Origin of the sequence: Bacillus sp. V59.32b, from assembly GCF_003429085.1 — a bacterium.
Lineage (GTDB): Bacteria > Bacillota > Bacilli > Bacillales > DSM-1321 > Peribacillus.
In genome coordinates, this window is the sequence record NZ_QVTC01000009.1 from 18635 (window position 1) to 36201 (window position 17567).

Here is a 17567-nt window from a genome sequence, read left to right on the forward strand (position 1 = left end):
TATTTCATAATTGTTTACTTCTGTTTCAATTAGTGTAAATTAGATATACATTCATTTGTATATGGCATATTGTAACCATATAAAGTTAGCAACTCACCGATTGTCGAGCCTTAAAGGCAGAGATGGCGTAGTTGCTGGTGCAGATAGGAAAGTGGATACCTCCTATCTGTCAAAGAAAGGAAGAGTCTTACTTATGAAGCTTGGTGCCCGCATAATCAAAACGGGAATCGCTATTGTTCTTGCTCTTTATTTGGCACAACTTCTAGAGCTGCCTGCTCCGGTATTTGCCGGAATTGCCGCGATATTTGCCATACAGCCAACCATTTACCGCTCCTACCTATCAGTCATGGAACAAATACAAGGCAATCTGGTTGGAGCGATTATAGCTGTTGTGTTCGTCCTGTTGTTTGGCAATCATATCTTTATTATCGGTTTGGCTGTTGTCATTGTCATTACGATCAATTTGAAGCTGAACATGGAAAAGAGTCTCATTCTTTCCATTGTAACGGTTATTGCCATCATGGAAAGCCAGCAAGGAGATTTCCTGCAGTTCTCGATGATCCGCTTTTCTACTATTTTGCTCGGGATTCTCTCATCGTTTATCGTGAATCTTGTTTTTATTCCGCCAAAATATGAAACAAAGCTATATAATCGAATTAACAACGTAACGGAAGATATTTTCAAATGGATCCGTATAAGTACAAGGCATGCTTCAGAGCATACCTTGCTGAAAAAGGATATCAGCCGGATCAAGGATACCCTTTTAAAGCTTGAACAGACGTATTCCATGTTTAAGGAAGAACGTGATTATTTTAAGAAAGAAAGCCTTTCTAAATCACGAAAACTGGTCGTTTACAGGCAAATGATCACGACAACTAAGAAAGCCTATGAAACATTAAAACGAATTCATAAATTTGAAAATGAAATTAATTTGATGCCTGAAGACTTCCAAACACAAATCCAGCTGCAGCTTGATTCTTTAATCCACCAGCATGAACAGATATTGTTAAAGTATATCGGGAAAATCAAAATCGTCAGCTGCATAGACGAATACAATGGTCAATCTTTGAGCCGAAACGAGTTCCTGTCCTTTTTCTTTACACAAATCAAAAAAATGGAACATACCAGTGAAGAAGACGAAGAAAATGTGCCAACACGCCTGCTCCCGTTAATCTCAGCAATTATCGAGTATGATGAACAATTAGAGCATCTTGAAAAGCTAATTAATAGCTTTCAATCCTTCCATAAAGATGAAAATGAAGTGTCGGTTAAAGAAAATATTGAGGATATTTAAAAGGCAGTCCCGAATTATTGGGACTGCCTTTTCATTATACCTACGTCTAATCTCCGCTTTGGCGCCAATCGGCGAGTTTTCTTTAAAGGTTATAACATATTAATTTACAATCATGAATCAAGCTGCTGAACCTGGAATAGCTTATAATAATGTCCCTGTTCTTGCATCAGTTTTTCATGCGTCCCCATTTCAGCTATCTCTCCATGCTCGATCAGAACGATTCTGTCAGCATGGGTGATCGTTGACAGACGGTGGGCTACAATGAAGGTCGTTCTGTCCCTGGCCAGTTTTTCGAGTGCTTCCTGGATAAGATGCTCGCTCTCGAGGTCAAGGGCAGAGGTGGCCTCATCCATTACAAGGATTGGCGGATTTTTCAAGAACACCCGCGCTATCGCCACACGCTGTTTTTGTCCTCCGGAAAGCTTGACGCCCCGCTCTCCCACTTTTGTCTCGTAGCCTTCCGGGAGATTCATAATGAACTCATGGGCATTGGCTGCCTTTGAAGCTTTGATTACTTCTTCCTTCGAAGCCTCTGGATTTCCCATTAAGATATTCGCAATGACGGATTCACTGAATAAAATATTGTCTTGGAGCACCATTCCGATTTTATCACGCAAGCTGCGCACTTTAAATTCCCGAATATCGGTGCCATCCAGTAAAATTCGCCCCTCGTTTACATCATAAAAACGGGGAAGCAAGCTGACAAGAGAGGATTTGCCGCCGCCGCTCATACCGACAAGCGCAATTGTTTCGCCTTGTTCAACATCCAGGTTAACATTTTTCAAAACAGCATTTTCCTTCTCATCGTAAGCAAACGTCACATTCTCAAAGCGGACGTTTCCGTCAACATGCGTAAGTTCCTTTGCATTCGGTTTATCGTCGATATCGTATTTCTCATCAATGAATTCGAATACCCTGTCCATCGAAGCAATCGTCTGGGTCATCGTCGTCGACGAGTTTACGAGCCTTCGTAATGGATTATATAGCCGATCTATATAACCGATGAAGGCGACCATCGTTCCGATAGACAGATCACCATGAATGGCCCGATAGCCGGCATATCCGATCACAAGTAACGGGGCGATGTCCGTTATTGTATTCACAACGGCAAAAGATTTTGCGTTCCAGCTCGTATGCTCTAGTGCCTTATTAAGAAAATTTTTATTTTGTTTATCAAACCGCTCCTGCTCATAATCCTCAATCGCAAAGCTTTTAATGACAGGCATCCCTTGCACCCGTTCATGAAGATGGCTTTGGACATCCGCAAGTGCCTGGGAACGGACCCTCGTGATTGCCCGTAATTTTCCAAAGAAATGTTTGACCGAAAACGCATAAAACGGTAGCAAGACTAACGAAACAATTGTTAAAGTAACATCCATCGTCAGCATAATCACAATCGCAATAATAATCGTTGCGATATCAAGCCAAAGGTTCATCAATCCTGTAATAACAAAATTCTTCGTTTGCTCAACATCGTTAATAACCCTTGAAATGACTTCACCGACTCTAGTGTTGGAATAATACTTAAAGCTGAGCTTTTGGATATGTGTAAAAAGCTGATTACGAATGTCATAGATGATTTTCGTTCCGGTCCATTGCGCATAATACTGGCGGTAATACTCAATTGGCGGTCTTAGCACGACAAATATGAAGAGCATAATTCCCATTACCCAAAAAAGATTCTCCGTTTTCACTGCATTTGAAATATCATCGTTATTCACGATATCGTCCAGAACATATTTAATTAAGATAGGAATTAACAGTGGAATGGTAAATTTAAGCAAGCCGATACAGATCGTCCCGATGATTTGCCATTTGTACGGCTTCACAAACTGCAGATACCTTCTTACGCTGTCCACATAAATCCCCCGTTTTTGAATAATATTATTTTGAAACATTTAAAACAGAATAAAAACCTGTTGGTGTGACAACAGGCCTCTCCTCTCAACTATTAACGATAGGTTAAATAGCGTTCGTACCACGAGTCGATAAATTCTGCGGAAAAAGGCCCTTTCCGCTGGCGAATCATATAAATCAAATAATCGACATTCCGGTATAGAATCTTATCAATGACTTCGGGGTAATTCATTTCTCTCCGATGCCGTTCATATTCATCCTCATCCAATAAATTAAAAGTCATATCGGGAAACACCTTAATATCCAGGTCATAATCAATATATTTCAATGCATTATTATCACAGATAAACGGAGAGCTAATATTGCAATAATAGTAAACCCCGTCTTCCCGCAACATTCCGATTACATTGAACCAATATTTTGAATGAAAATAACAGATCGCCGGTTCCCTGGTTATCCATGTCCTCCCATCCGATTCTGTTACCATGGTCCGATCATTTGCCGCGATGACAAGATTCTGCGTCCCCTTTAAAACGGTGGTTTCTTCCCAGACCCGGTGGATATGCCCGTTGTGTTTATAGCTGTGAATTTGGATTTTTCCTCCTTCAGTGGGAATCCCCATATTTTCTCCCTACTTTCTCTGTACGACGGCTATAAAAAATCAATTTCCAGTACGTGTCAAATGAATAAAGCTCGCCTTTTTTCTATTTCTTTATTATAGCCTATCCCTAAATTTAAAACAAAAGGGTCAACCTGACAGTGGAAATCTCCAAAAAGGCTGTATTTGTATGATCCTATCCTGAAAGGAAAAGGATGATACGTTCAGACTTCTCGAGCATCACTGACCAGATTAACCCTGATCGTTGAATCATTTTCATTTGAATGGCTATGTAAACTTGATTGTTAAAAAAGCATTTTGGGCTCATTCGTTTGAAACCTTGAATTCATGCCTCTCAGCAAAGCTAAAGGGTAGCTTAAGTTCCTACGAGACTATGAGAAAGCTTGCTTTCTCTCTGGTCTTGTAGGAACCTAGACTTAAATGCGCCGATATATATAACATAGCCACCCGTTACAGAAGCGCTGCTTGACCTTCTTGGTAATACCGGATTACTTCATCGGTTTGCTGTTCAAACGTATCTTGAATCATGGACAGCTCTTTTTTCATCCTAACGATTTCTTCGTTGATCGACTCCAATTCCGTCTGTTCCTGTAAGGTCCGCAACTGTTGTTCAATCTCCTGGCATCTTTCAATTTCTGATTGCAAGAACAAAAGCTTTTCCATTGTTTTCAACTGTTCATTTATGAGCCGATCAAACTCTTCCATCTATTCGCACCTCGCCAATTGGTATTTTCCTCTCTTTGTCTATGTATTCTTGTTAAGCAGGACTATTCCTTTGACTTATATTGTTGAGTTGGAAGAAGTTTTGTCGAATGAGTTGCTTAAGGAAAATCAATGACTCCAAAAAACCTAAAAAACACCCATTGCAGGGTGCCTTTTCGTGGTATATGAGTTACTTTTTGTTTTGCTCAGCTTGTCCCGGTTTTATTGTCTTACTTGTTGAACTCAATGCTAGACGAGCAGGGAACGTCCGCCATCAACGATGATGGTCTGCCCGCGGATCATACTTGATTGTTCCGAGATCAAAAACATAATCGTATTCACCATATCTTCCATTTCAACAATTCTGCCTGCCGGTGTGGCTTGCGCAGCATCAGCCAATAGCTCTTCACGGTTTGGAAAATGGGTTAATGCCTCTGTATCGATGGCTCCTCCCGAAACGGCATTCACGCATATATTCTTCGGTGATAATTCAACGGCCAGATATCTGGTCAGTGCTTCTAATGCCGCTTTCGATACTCCGACAGTCGTGTAATTTTCCAGGACCCGGATGGAGCCCAATGAGCTGATGCTCACCATCTTCCCTCCGCCATTCTTTTCCATGAGTTTGGCTGCTTCTTGAGCACAAAACAAAAATGCTTTACTGTTGATATCCATTGTCCAATTCCAATGTGTTTCCTGCAATTCCATGGCAGGACGCAAAACACCTGATGCCGCATTATTAACAAAGACGTCCAATCTTCCATAAAATTCTTCAATTTGTTCAAACATCGCTTTTATTTTGGAAACATCCCCGACATTGGCTTTCACAATAAGCACCTTTCTGCCGAGAGCCTCAATCTCTTCAGCGACTTCGAGAGCTTTTGATTTACTGCGGGCATAATTAATTACAAGATCAAATCCCTCTTTTGCAAGGCGCAAAGCCGTCTGTCGTCCAATTCCACGGCTTGAGCCGGTAACTAAAGCTACTTTCTGTGACATGTGTCAGTCATCCTTTCAATTGAAATAATGAATAAAGTACGTTCTTCTAATGAAAAATAAAGCGAAAAGAAAAGGAGTGTTTATGTATGTATGTAGGCCGTGATATGACGGAACTTTCAATGGTAGCAAAATCTGAGTGGGAAGAAAGCGAACTTGCCTATTTTCATCACTCCCTGCAACAAATGGTACCTTATTTGAACCAAGAAGGACAGACCATCCACCGCGAAATTGTTAAAGAAATTGAAAACCGCGGCGGACTGAACCGGCATGAAGCGGATTATACGCATGGAAGTGAAGTCAGCTACGACTGATTTTTGTTCGCTAAAACATCGTGATCGTAAATTTTGATAGTCGATTATAAATTGTGTCATCCCTCGTATTTTTGTGTCATCGCTCATTTATTTACGTTATCGATCATATATTTCTGGGATCGCTCGTAAATTCTGATAATCGATCATATATTTCTGGCATCGCTCATAAATTCCGATAATCGCTCATATATTTCTGCCATCGCTCGTAAATTCCTGTAATCGCTCATATATTGCGACAATCGATCATATATTCTCTCATCGCTCATATATTGCGACAATCGATCATATATTTCCGTCATCGCTAGTAAATTCCGATAATCGATCATATATTTCTGCCATCGCTCGTAAATTCCGATAATCGTTCATATATTTCCGTCATCGCTCATATATTGCGACAATCGATCATATATTTCCGTCATCGCTCGTAAATTTCGACAATCGATCATATATTTCTGTCATCGCTCGTAAATTCCGACAATCGATCATAAATTTCGATAATCGCTCGCAAATTCCAATAATCGCTCATATATTTCTGCCATCGCTCGTAAATTCCGACAATCGATCATATATTTCTGGCATCGCTCGTAAATTCCAATAATCGCTCATATATTTCTGCCATCGCTCGTAAATTCCGATAATCGCTCATATATTTCTGGCATCGCTCGTAAATTCCGATAATCGTTCATATATTTCTGGCATCGCTCATATATTGCGACAATCGATCATATATTTCTGCCATCGCTCGTAAATTCCGACAATCGATCATATATTTCTGGAATCGCTCATATATTGCGACAATCGATCGTATATTCTCTCATCGCTCATATATTCCGACAATCGATCATATATTTCCGTCATCGCTCATATATTCCGACAATCGATCATATATTTCCGCCATCGCTCGTAAATTCCGACAATCGATCATATATTTCTGTCATCGCTCGTAAATTCCGACAATCGATCATAAATTTCGATAATCGCTCGTAAATTCCGATAATCGCTCATATATTTCTGCCATCGCTCGTAAATTTCAATAATCGATCATAAATTCCTGTAATCGCTCGTAAACTTCAATAATCGCCATAAACCACTGTACTTTCCATAAATTCTGATCCATTCTATCGGCCGCAGTGTTTTGTCCTGCGGCACATACGAAAATTGACTGTTTACGTTTCCTTCATGGATTTGTAAGCCGCAAACATTTTCTGGTGCGATACAGGAAATGCATAGGCCTGCATCTCCTTGATGCCAACCCATTTTAATTTGTTGCGTGACATCACATCTTCCGAGATTACCGCTTCCAGCTTCCCCGAAAATGTATCGACATCCCAAACCAGATGAGAAAAAACATGATCTATCTTAACGATAAACTCGCCAATATCAGGTTTCACTCCAAATTCCCCTTCAAATTGTTCTTGATAAAATTCGCGCTTTGTCAAAAGCTGATTATGGATTTCAAAGTTGGGGAATTCCCATAGATTAGCGAGCAGTCCTGTAGCTGGACGTTTATGAATTAAGAATTCTCCCTTTTCATTTGTAAGAATGCCGGCCACAAGCTGAACGTTCCTGCTTTTTTTCGTTTGGTTTTTAACCGGTAACTTCGCCTGCATCCCTTCCTGAAAAGCAACACAGTGATCGCGAACCGGGCAAAGCAGACAAGCGGGCACACCGGGAGTGCAGATTAATGCTCCAAGCTCCATAAGAGCTTGGTTGAAAAACGATGGATTATCGTGGTCGATCAGTTCTCTTACCGCATCTTCAAAGATTTTCCGGGTTTTCGGCTTCGCGATATCCTCTTCGATTAAAAGGATCCTTGATAATACCCGCATGACGTTTCCATCTACGGCAGGCTCCGGTTTTCCGTAAGCAATGCTTAAAATTGCACCAGCCGTATAGGGACCGACCCCCTTTAATCTTGAGATTTCTTCCGGAGAATTTGGTACAATTCCATTATATTTTTCGCGGACTTCTTTTACAGCGCTGTGGAGGTTTCGCACTCTTGAGTAATATCCTAATCCTTCCCACGCTTTAAGAATTCTCTCTTCATCGGCTTCTGCAAATTCATCAAGGGTTGGGAACCAGTCAATGAATCGGTTGAAATAAGGAATGACCGTGTCCACCCTTGTTTGCTGCAGCATAATTTCAGAGACCCACACCTTATAAGGATCCTGGTCTTTTCGCCACGGTAGGTCTCTTTGCTCCTGCTCAAACCAGGAAATTAAATCGTTCCGGAAATTTTTTATATGAAGCTTGGGCAAATTTTGAATTTCATATTTTTTCACGTTTTGTTCCTCCGGATGTTAAAATCGTATCAAAGAAGGGAATATACTTATAAGTTCAATTTCTCGATAAACTAATAGGACAATGGTTGAAATCCAATCTTTTCAGGAAAAATATCTATACCATCTTTACCTAAGAATCATAAAGTAAATGATCCGTTCCATCATCAATATTGTAATACGTGACAATATAAGTAAAGTAATTTATTTTGGTCCATCCACAGCTTTGGTTTATGATTGAGTCATATGTCTCTTTTATATTGTCTTACACAACTTAGAAGTAGATTCCAAAGGAGGTTTAAGCTTTTTGGATACTGGTACTCACCTTGTCATGGGAATTGCACTTGGAGGACTCGCAACTTTAGATCCCGCTGTAGCAGACAGTACTATTACCGCAACAGCCGTTCTGGCGGGTACGATTATTGGTTCCCAGGCTCCCGACATAGATACGGTTTTAAAATTAAGAAATAATGCAGTTTATATACGGAATCACCGGGGGCTTACCCATTCATTGCCGGCAATTCTTTTATGGCCGCTTTTAATTACCGGTACGATTTACGTATTCTTTCCGGCTTCCGATTTATTCCACCTTTGGATTTGGACGTTTCTTGCTGTATTTTTGCATGTTTTCGTGGACATATTCAATGCGTATGGCACTCAGGCTATTCGTCCGATTTCGTCAAGATGGGTGGCACTTGGAGTCATTAATACCTTTGATCCTTTTATTTTCGGTATCCATGTTGCAGGATTGCTTTTATGGGGCTTCGGTTTTCCGCCAGGGTATACATTCTTATCCATCTATGGTATTTTGCTTATTTACTACATTGCCCGTTTCAGAGAACAGCATATTATCAAGGCGTCTGTTAAGGTACAAATACCCGAGGCTAGGAAAATTATCATGTTACCTACGATGAAGTACCACAACTGGAAGGTTGCCGTCATTACAGAAAAACACTATTACGTCGCAAGAGCCAGCAACGGATATGTGACCATCCTTGACAAATTTGAACGCGTACCACTGCCGGTAAGCCCTGTTCTTGATGCCGCAAAGCATGACAAAAATCTGGCGGCTTTCCTTTCTTTTTCCCCGGTGTATCGCTGGGAAATCGATATGTCAGACGATTCTTACGAGGTTCGCTTTATCGACCTGAGGTATAGAAGCAACGGTTACTATCCATTTGTCGCTGTCGTGCAGCTCGACCGTGACTTAAAAATCACGAATTCCTATACCGGCTGGATTTTCAGTGAAGCAAAACTTCGTAAAAAGTTAGATATCTTACCGGGATAACATCTATAAAATTCCTGAAAATAAAATAGCTGGCCCCTGATTCCCTGCTTTAATCAGGATAATCATCGGAGGCCAGCTTTTTTCAATGGAGATCCTCTTTTTTATTTAATAGATGTTTATATTTTGAATTATTTTCCACAAACTCATGCAGCTTCTCTCCGTAATTTTCGATCCATTGTTTCACGACGCGTGCTGTCATTTCCGGGCCGGCATACTCATGCCCTGCTTTCGCATAGGTTGCTTCAAAATCCTCCCACAAAAGCTCAATCCAGGTACGGGCCGTTTCAAAAGTAATCGTATTATTTTTTTCTAATAATAAATCTGTCAGCCTTTCATGATGTTCATTCATGATGATCACTCCTTTGCCATTTTTTGATGAATTCGGCACATCATATTTCTACCCTTTTTACCCATACTAGTAATGCGCGGAAACGCGCGCTCGTACATCGGTTTCAGGAGGGAAACAATGAGGAATAAAGCGAGAAACTTCCCAAATCAAAACGGCAATAAATTCGAGGGAGAACCTCGTGCTAAAGCCGAGTACAATTCGAAACGGACAGACGGATCGATAAACACCCATCCTCAGGAAAGAATGCGGGCATCAAACCACCGAACCTCCGATACACTTTAGACTGGTGCCTGCTTTAATTGTTGTGAGAAGATACTGTAACCTTTGAGATAGCCGAGCCGCTACAGGAATCATTCATTCCAGTAGTGTCGGCTGTTTTTTTATTATTTAAGTTCCGTGAGCATCGAAATCGGAAGCGCCTCTTCTTTGCCATCGCCATTCATACGGAAGCCCCAAGCAAACACTCCGTTTAAATAATCCACTTTGAAATAGGAGCCCGGGTCCCCCTCAATTTGATAAATTTCACCTGATTTAAAATCATCAGGATTCAATAAATAGGCTTTCGCCATGACAGCCTTCCGTTCAAGCACGGCAAATTCACTGACCATTCCAAGCTGTTCCGCTTTTCGAGCCTTTTCTTTAAGCGAGGCGATTTCCTGATTCAATTCATATTGTGTCATTTTGCTGTATCTTATATCATTCATTTATAGCACCTCTATTTTTCTAAAAAATAATCACCCAGGGAGGTCCCACGATGTCTTCAGTTATGATTACCGGCGCAGGTTCCGGGCTTGGCAGGGAACTGGCTCTAGGATTCGCAAAACAGGGCTATCATATCATTCTGCTCGGCCGAAACCGAAATAAACTGGAAGTTGTAAAAAAACAAATTCATGATGTAAACGGAAGCGCCGACAGCTTTATCCTTGATCTTACTGATAATGGAGAAATCAAGCGCCTCGTTACTGAATTGGCGGCTGTCTACTCCATTTCTATCTTAATCAATAATGCCGGAGTTGGCTATTTTGGACCATTCGAAAAGATGCCGGATACAGAATGGAGAGAAATGATAGACACCAATATAATCGGGACAATCCAACTGACTCAAGCCGTGCTGCCCTGTTTAGAGCGGCAGGAGAACAGCGCTATCATTCAGATCATCTCCACTGCCGGTTTGCGCGGCAAAAAACATGAGGCTGTCTACTGTGCCAGTAAATTCGCCATCAGAGGCTTTACAGAAAGCCTACAAAAGGAATACGACGATACGGCTGTCTCGATTACAGGTGTTTATATGGGCGGCATGGATACACCTTTTTGGGACTACAGTGATCATGTGAAAGATAAATCCCGTTTTAGAACTGCCAAAGAGGTGGCTCAACTAATCATTGATGGCTATCAAAAGGAAAAAGAGATCATCATTGAATCTCTTACATAAGCTCATCACGATCAGATAAATACCGGTCGATTAAGTCAATAGGGAATCCTTTTTGAAATAGGGTTTGCTTCATACGTTGTTCATACTCGTAGCCTGTGTATTTTTGCAGTCGTCGCTTTACTTTATCAGCCTGATGGCAAAGGGATTCCCATTCTTCATCACTGTCTTTTTCAAAGCTTACGTTAAGCAATGCCTCTGTGATGACATCCATAGAAAACCCTTTGCGTAGCAGGGTTTGTTCCAGTTTTTGCTTTAATGCTCGTTCAGAGATATTCTTCTCTTTTGCAATTGATTTTTCTGCCATTTTTCGGGCGTGCCCTTCCTGAATATCAAAAGGATATTGGAGTAAGGCCTGGTCGATGTTTTTTTCACTGACTCCTTTTTCCTTCAATTCTTGTCGAATGATGATTGGTCCTTTATTTCCGCTATTGATTTGTGTTCTAACGAAGGCTTCGGCAAATGCTAAATCGTCCAAGTAGTTATAATTGTACAGTTTATGGACTGCCTCCTGGATAACCGGCTCTACCATCTCTTTTTTCTTTAAATACGTTCGGATCTCAGATTCCGATCGCATTCGATGCGATAAATAATTTAATGAGAGCGTAAAGGCTTTTTGTATTTCATCATAGTATTGGATATCTGCAAGGTTGAATTCGTCGATGTCTGTCCCCTTTTTCAGCTGGAACTTAAGAAGGACTTCTTCGTCAACACTAAAGGCATATTCTTCGTCTAAGTAAATATTATAGCGATCTTTGCGTTTTTTTTGAGTTGTTATTTTTGTAATATGCGGCATAAAATCACCCCTGTTAATAATGTAACACATCTAAAAGAAGGTTATCTGGATAAAAAACCGAAATACTTTTATGAAGGAGGGATTTTCATGAAAATCGCGATTGCCGGTGGCAGCGGATTTGTCGGTACTGCTTTAACTGGTGAACTTCTAAAAGAAAAGCACGAAGTATATATCCTGACGAGAAATCCCGATAAGCACATACCGGATGATGCTGTCCGCTATGTACGGTGGCTGAGGGACGGATCACATCCGGAAAAGGATTTGGAAGGCATTGATGTTTTCATGAATCTATCTGGAGAATCGTTGAACAGCGGACGTTGGACAGATGATCGCAAGCGAAGAATTGTCGAAAGCCGGATGCAATCCTCAAAAGAAATGGTGCGTATCCTATCACAGCTGCAGAAGAAACCCAAAACCGTAATAAACGCCAGCGCAATTGGTTATTATGGAACTTCTGAAGTGAACACATACACCGAGGAGACCGCTTCCGACGGAGACGATTTCTTGTCCCGTACGGTACAACTTTGGGAAAAAGAGGCGATGAAAGCTAGTTCCTATACGGAGAGGATCGTGTTAACCCGGTTCGGTGTCATCCTTGGGGAAAAAGAAGGAGCTTTATCAAGCATCGTCTTGCCCTATAAGCTTTTTGGGGGCGGTAAAATTGGCAGCGGCCGCCAATGGATGTCATGGATTCATATCAAAGATGTCACTCGTGCCATAATCTTTTGTATGAATCATCAAGACATACAGGGACAAGTTAACTTTACCTCGCCTAACCCGGTACATATGGACTTATTTGGACGGACTGTCGGAAAAGTGCTGCATAGACCCCACTGGTTCCCGGTACCGGCATTTATGCTTAGTACGTTACTTGGCGAAATGAGCGTGTTAGTTCTGGAAGGACAAAAGGTTATTCCTGAAAAGCTGTTAAGTCATCATTTTGAATTTAGCTATCCTGATTTATCCTCTGCACTCGAAGATCTTTTAGTAAACCGGCAATAACCGGTTTATTTTTTTTGCTAAGGTATGGAATTAGCCGGTAAGGAAAAAATGGGGATATACTGATTTAAGGAGCTGACGAACGATGGATAATAAGAAACGGGAGAAAATGAGAAACACGCTGACTAGCACGCAGGCAGTCCTTTATGCGCGCGAATTCAAAAAAGCTGACCGTGCGGCCGGGTATACTATGAAAAGAGGAAAAATTTAATATGCAGTCTATTTTGCATACATAATGTGACTCCTTCCGTGAAAAATAATACTGTATGACTCACCCTTCACGAGTCATTCTTATTATTTCTTGGGAGGCGGCTGACATGGGCAGAAACAATATTCACCACAACCGGGATAAGAATAAGCAAAAACTTCCACAAGTGCCGAAGGATTTAAAAAGAGATGGGCTTGACGTCGAATTCTCCGCTGACCTTGCGGACCATGAAGATTTAGAAGCGATGGCCCGTTCTGATTCAGCTGACCGACGCGCAAAAAGTCAAAAAAATAAGTAAAACGAAAAAACAGGGAGAAAATTCTCTCCCTGTTTTAACATTTTATATTTTTAGTGTGCCGCTGCTTTACGATCAAACTTGCCAGTACCTTTCCCTTTCCCAACATGTTCTTTAATGTAAGGAATGGCAAATCTGTCTACACCATATTGATAAGCGCTTGCTCCTGCAAAGAGAAGGATGATTGCTACTGTATAAAGAACCGGGTTTGTGCTGGTTGTTCCTGCTAACATGAAGTTAAGGTTCATGAATGCTCCTGCAAGAAGTGCTGGAATAGTGGCTGCACCAAGGATTAATCCAATACCGATCAGCACTTCTCCCCATGCTACAAGGAAGCTGAATACTCCAGCGTTCGGCAAAGCTATGTTTTCCAGGAATGCGGCATACCAGCCTGCGACTGCCGGATGTTCTCCGCCAGCTTGCGCGATAGCCCCTTGCATGAAGCCTCCCGCGTCAAATCCATCCATCACTTTATGCCATCCTGCCTCTAACCATTGAATACCTAACCAAATTCTTAATATCGCCCAAAACCCACTAATAATCGGACCGTTTTTCCAATTTACTTCCATTTCACTCATCTCCTAATTTTTTTATAAAATATGATTGCTTCTTGTGAAATTATTCACAAATGTTCTTAAAAAAATTTAATTAGATTAATCTACAGCCAGCTGTTTTATAGAAGCAAGATAGTTTGTGAAGCTTTTCACTATCTTTTCTACACTTTTATAATACTCCCCCACTGTTTAATATGCAATCCTTTTCACAATATTTTCACATTTTAAATTACTCCTTAATCTGTCATCATTCACAAGTTATCCACAGGTATGTGAATAATGTGGACTATTTTGCGAAAAGCCTTTCATTTAGCTATTTATAGATCCTCTTTTATCCCCAAGAAAATATGGATAACTATGTGGATTATGTGGATAAGTGGTTTTTGTCCCTGTTATTCATTGGTTGCAACTGTGGATAGATTAGTCTGCTGAGATTCGCGAATTTGGAGATTTGAATTCGAGAGGGAGGTGCTAAATTGACTTTCGTTTAAATGGGAAGGACTTTCGTTTGAATCGACTCAATTTTCGTTTGAATCATAAGATTTTTCGTTTAAATCAAAAACCCCGGATGATTAATATCATTGTCCTACCGGAACAAATACGGTTATACCAATCCAAGCATCCGGCAGGACCAGCCTTGTGTAACAGGATAAGAAAAAAAAGCAGCCCCTCTTCCATGATGGCTGCTTTCGACCGAATTATCTTACTGATTTACACAGAAAACATGTCTTCCAATTGCTTTCGCAGCAAAAATTTTTGAATCTTGCCGCTCGCATTTCTTGGAAGCTCATTGCAGAAAATATACTTTCTCGGACGTTTATAATTTGCTAGTGTCTTGCTGTTTTTACACCACTCTTCAAGTTCTGCTTCAGTTACGGAATCAGGATTCTTAGCCACAATGAAAGCAGTGACGGTTTCACCCCAATGGTCATCGGGTTGACCGAGGACAGCACAATCCAGAACTCCCGCATGCTCGTAAAGAGTATCTTCTACTTCTCTAGGATAGACATTTTCTCCACCACTGATAATCATGTCATCTACACGGTCCTTCACCCATAAATATCCTTCTTCATCAAGATAACCGATATCGCCTGAATGGTACCATCCTTTGTAAAGGGCATTTTCAGTTGCTTCCTCACGCCCGAAATAACCGCTCATCATACAAGGTCCCTTCACGAGAATTTCTCCATTTTCCCCTGGCGGCATCACATCATCCGGATCAGATGGACCATCCTCTCTAGGCCGGGCGATGATGATTTCATGGTTCAAACAAGCCTGACCTGCTGAACCTGCCTTTCTGATTTGATCCTCTTCTGAAAGGACCGTTATCGCCGGTCCCATTTCCGTCATTCCGTATGCCTGGGCCAGGTCGATACCCAATTTTTCCTTACATGCTTTCACTAAAGCAGGTGCCATTGGGGCAGCCCTGTATAAACCGAGCTTAAGACTCTTAAGATTGTACTCCTCCAGATTTTCTTGGAGGAGCATATTCCACATGGTAGGAGCTGCAAAAAACTTAGTAATCTCTTCTTCTTCAATTAATTCCAATACCTTTCTCGGGTTAAACTGGTGAAGAATGACGTTTTTTGCACCGACATGAACACGCGGAAGAAAAGCACAATGCAGTTCAGCGCAATGGAACATCGGAGCGGTAATCAATCCGACATCCGTACTGTTGTTTTTGCAGCCGTTAATCAAAATCATGCTTTGCTCAACCATGTCCCGGTGCAAATGCAGAACGCCCTTTGGTCTGCCTGTTGTTCCGCTCGTATACATGATCGCATAAAGATCGGTTTCTTTAATGTCATCCGTCAATTTTCGCAGAGGTGCGGCAGCCATTTTTTCTTGATAATTGGCCGCATATGAAGGAGTATCTTCATCAATAAACCAAAAGGCGGTTTCGGGAAAACGGCTTTCTACATCAGCTACTGTTGATTCGAGAGCTTCTTCGAAAAGAACGACGCTAGGCTGGGCATCACTTAAAATATAGGCGAGCTCTTCTGCCATCAGGCGAAAGTTGATCGGGTTGAATACGGCACCGATCTTCGCACAAGCAAAAAAAGCAGTGGCAAGTTCTTCATTGTTATATAAATATGTGGAAACGCGGTCGCCTTTTTTAACGCCATCAGCCAATAGAGCATTTGCAAGAGATATTACTCTCTCATTCCATTCCTGATACGTATAGCGGACATTTCTACGCTCATCATAAAGCGCTTCTTTGTTGGGGAATTTTTTTACCGTCAAATCAAAAATCTTTCCAATTGTTGTTGACATATTCGTTCCCTCCTTCAATATCATGATTACTGTATACGTTCAATGATCGTGGCATTGGCCATGCCGTGACCCTCACACATTGTTTGCAGACCGTAGCGTCCACCTGTTCGCTCCAGTTCGTGCATCATGGTTACCATCAACCTGGCACCGCTTCCTCCCAGTGGATGGCCAAGCGCAATCGCACCGCCATTTGGATTCAGCTTTTCCCGATCTGCCCCGGTCTCTTTCAACCAGGCAAGGGCGACAGGGGCAAACGCCTCATTTACCTCAAATATGTCAATGTCATCAATGGAAAGACCTGATTTCTCAAGCGCTTTTTCCGTAGCCGGAATCGGTCCTGTAAGCATCAGGGTTGGATCCGAACCAACCACCACTCTCGTATGCACTCGGAAACGCGGCTTTAAGCCCAGCTCCTCTGCCTTGCCTCGTTCCATCAATAAAAGGGCAGCTGCACCATCGCTGATTTGGCTTGAATTTCCTGCATGAATCAGGCCATCTTCTTTAAATACGGTTTTAAGCCCGCCCAGCGCTTCCAGGGAAGTCCCCTTACGCGGCCCGGAGTCTTGACGGATTTCAACCGTTTCCCCATCCAAGCTACCTGTTATCGGGATGATTTCACGTTCGAAACGCCCCTCTTCCTGCGCGCGCAAAGCTTTCTGATGGCTTTCCAAAGCAAATTGGTCGCATTCTTCGCGGGTTATGCTATATTTCTCGGCAATTCGTTCAGCCGACAGACCCTGATGAATCATTTCATAGCGGTCTGTTAATTTCTCGCTCAAGCCTGCTCCTTGATAGCTGGAACCGATCGGAACGCGGGTCATGTTTTCCACTCCGCCGGCGACCACTACATCCATATCTCCTGAAAGAATCGCCTGTGCTGCGAAATGCACGGCTTGCTGGCTTGAACCGCATTGACGATCAACCGTTGTACCCGGAACCTCAATCGGATATCCGGCGATTAAAGCAGCTACCCTCGCAATGTCACCAGCCTGCTCACCTACCTGGCTGACGCAGCCTAAAATGACATCATCGATGATTTCTGGCTTTATGCCGGTGCGGTTCACTAATTCCTTTAAAACCTCCGCTGCCAAATCATCAGGGCGGATGTCTTTAAGCACCCCGTTCTTTCTCCCAACCGGTGTACGGATTCCTTCAACAATGACTACCTCACGCATAGAATCTTCCTCTCTATTAAAAAAATTTGTGCTCGATTATCTGAATTTGTGCTCGATTATTCGAATTTGTGCTCGTTTATTTGAATTTGTGCTCGTTTATCTGAATTTGTGCTCGTTTATCTGAATTTGTGCTCGTTTA

At 41.8% G+C, this 17567-nt stretch carries 19 protein-coding genes; 8 read left to right on the forward strand and 11 right to left on the reverse strand.

All coding sequences use genetic code 11. From position 1 onward, the window contains the following. The first annotated feature begins 193 nt into the window (after positions 1–193). Positions 194–1294: an FUSC family protein gene (locus D0463_RS02525; protein WP_117304712.1), complete on the forward strand. Its 1101-nt coding sequence runs from the start codon at positions 194–196 to the stop codon at positions 1292–1294. A gap of 110 nt (positions 1295–1404) precedes the next feature. On the opposite strand, the gene D0463_RS02530 is transcribed toward D0463_RS02525, so the two are convergent. The 4 genes from D0463_RS02530 to fabL form a co-directional block, all read right to left on the reverse strand. Continuing rightward, entirely contained in the window at positions 1405–3153 is a 1749-nt protein-coding gene (locus D0463_RS02530) for an ABC transporter ATP-binding protein (protein WP_117304714.1), read from the reverse strand. Positions 3154–3245: 92 nt separating this feature from the next. Continuing rightward, positions 3246–3773 (reverse strand): nucleoside tri-diphosphate phosphatase, encoded by a 528-nt coding sequence (ntdP, locus tag D0463_RS02535; RefSeq protein ID WP_117304717.1) that lies wholly within the window; start codon positions 3771–3773, stop codon positions 3246–3248. A 447-nt stretch (positions 3774–4220) separates the two neighbouring features. Continuing rightward, a complete protein-coding gene (locus D0463_RS02540) occupies positions 4221–4475 on the reverse strand; it encodes a YgaB family protein (RefSeq protein ID WP_117304719.1) in 255 nt (84 codons plus the stop codon). A gap of 246 nt (positions 4476–4721) precedes the next feature. Next, positions 4722–5471, reverse strand: coding sequence for an enoyl-[acyl-carrier-protein] reductase FabL (fabL, locus tag D0463_RS02545; protein WP_117304721.1), 750 nt, complete (start codon positions 5469–5471; stop codon positions 4722–4724). A gap of 86 nt (positions 5472–5557) precedes the next feature. On the opposite strand from fabL, the gene D0463_RS02550 reads away from it, so the two are divergent. Further along, a complete protein-coding gene (locus D0463_RS02550; protein ID WP_117304723.1) occupies positions 5558–5782 on the forward strand; it encodes a hypothetical protein in 225 nt (74 codons plus the stop codon). Between the two features lie 1166 nt (positions 5783–6948). Here D0463_RS02550 and mutY read toward each other — a convergent pair. After that, positions 6949–8064: an A/G-specific adenine glycosylase gene (gene mutY / locus D0463_RS02555; RefSeq protein ID WP_117304725.1), complete on the reverse strand. Its 1116-nt coding sequence runs from the start codon at positions 8062–8064 to the stop codon at positions 6949–6951. Positions 8065–8368: 304 nt separating this feature from the next. Here mutY and D0463_RS02560 point away from each other — a divergent pair, with 304 nt between their 5' ends. Beyond that, positions 8369–9349 carry a metal-dependent hydrolase gene (locus D0463_RS02560; protein WP_117304727.1) on the forward strand — a complete coding sequence of 327 codons (981 nt, stop codon included), beginning with the start codon at positions 8369–8371 and terminating at the stop codon, positions 9347–9349. 82 nt (positions 9350–9431) lie between these two features. On the opposite strand, the gene D0463_RS02565 is transcribed toward D0463_RS02560, so the two are convergent. Further along, on the reverse strand, positions 9432–9698 hold the full coding sequence (locus tag D0463_RS02565) for a YfhJ family protein (RefSeq protein ID WP_117304729.1): 267 nt from the start codon (positions 9696–9698) through the stop codon (positions 9432–9434). Between the two features lie 117 nt (positions 9699–9815). On the opposite strand from D0463_RS02565, the gene D0463_RS02570 reads away from it, so the two are divergent. Beyond that, positions 9816–9980, forward strand: coding sequence for a small, acid-soluble spore protein K (locus D0463_RS02570; RefSeq protein WP_117304731.1), 165 nt, complete (start codon positions 9816–9818; stop codon positions 9978–9980). Between the two features lie 101 nt (positions 9981–10081). On the opposite strand, the gene D0463_RS02575 is transcribed toward D0463_RS02570, so the two are convergent. Next, on the reverse strand, positions 10082–10402 hold the full coding sequence (locus tag D0463_RS02575; protein WP_117304733.1) for a YfhH family protein: 321 nt from the start codon (positions 10400–10402) through the stop codon (positions 10082–10084). Between the two features lie 50 nt (positions 10403–10452). Here D0463_RS02575 and D0463_RS02580 point away from each other — a divergent pair, with 50 nt between their 5' ends. Continuing rightward, complete coding sequence (locus D0463_RS02580; RefSeq protein ID WP_117304735.1) at positions 10453–11130, forward strand: SDR family NAD(P)-dependent oxidoreductase; 678 nt, start codon at positions 10453–10455, stop codon at positions 11128–11130. Here D0463_RS02580 and recX read toward each other — a convergent pair. Then, complete coding sequence (recX, locus tag D0463_RS02585; RefSeq protein WP_117304737.1) at positions 11123–11923, reverse strand: recombination regulator RecX; 801 nt, start codon at positions 11921–11923, stop codon at positions 11123–11125. The two genes, D0463_RS02580 and recX, sit on opposite strands and share 8 nt — an antisense overlap. An 87-nt stretch (positions 11924–12010) precedes the next feature. On the opposite strand from recX, the gene D0463_RS02590 reads away from it, so the two are divergent. From D0463_RS02590 to D0463_RS02600, 3 genes are all read left to right on the forward strand, one after another. Then, positions 12011–12925 carry a TIGR01777 family oxidoreductase gene (locus tag D0463_RS02590; RefSeq protein WP_117304739.1) on the forward strand — a complete coding sequence of 305 codons (915 nt, stop codon included), beginning with the start codon at positions 12011–12013 and terminating at the stop codon, positions 12923–12925. A gap of 82 nt (positions 12926–13007) precedes the next feature. After that, positions 13008–13133, forward strand: coding sequence for a YfhE family protein (locus tag D0463_RS02595; protein ID WP_117304741.1), 126 nt, complete (start codon positions 13008–13010; stop codon positions 13131–13133). A gap of 106 nt (positions 13134–13239) precedes the next feature. Further along, positions 13240–13428, forward strand: a complete 189-nt coding sequence (locus D0463_RS02600; RefSeq protein WP_117304744.1) for a YfhD family protein — start codon at positions 13240–13242, stop codon at positions 13426–13428. Between the two features lie 50 nt (positions 13429–13478). Here the strand turns inward: D0463_RS02600 and D0463_RS02605 are convergent, their stop codons facing one another. The 3 genes from D0463_RS02605 to D0463_RS02615 form a co-directional block, all read right to left on the reverse strand. Beyond that, complete coding sequence (locus D0463_RS02605) at positions 13479–13994, reverse strand: DoxX family protein (protein ID WP_117304745.1); 516 nt, start codon at positions 13992–13994, stop codon at positions 13479–13481. A gap of 696 nt (positions 13995–14690) precedes the next feature. Beyond that, positions 14691–16253 carry a fatty acid--CoA ligase gene (locus tag D0463_RS02610; RefSeq protein WP_117304747.1) on the reverse strand — a complete coding sequence of 521 codons (1563 nt, stop codon included), beginning with the start codon at positions 16251–16253 and terminating at the stop codon, positions 14691–14693. A 26-nt stretch (positions 16254–16279) separates the two neighbouring features. Further along, positions 16280–17428: a thiolase family protein gene (locus D0463_RS02615; RefSeq protein ID WP_117304749.1), complete on the reverse strand. Its 1149-nt coding sequence runs from the start codon at positions 17426–17428 to the stop codon at positions 16280–16282. Positions 17429–17567 lie beyond the last annotated feature (139 nt).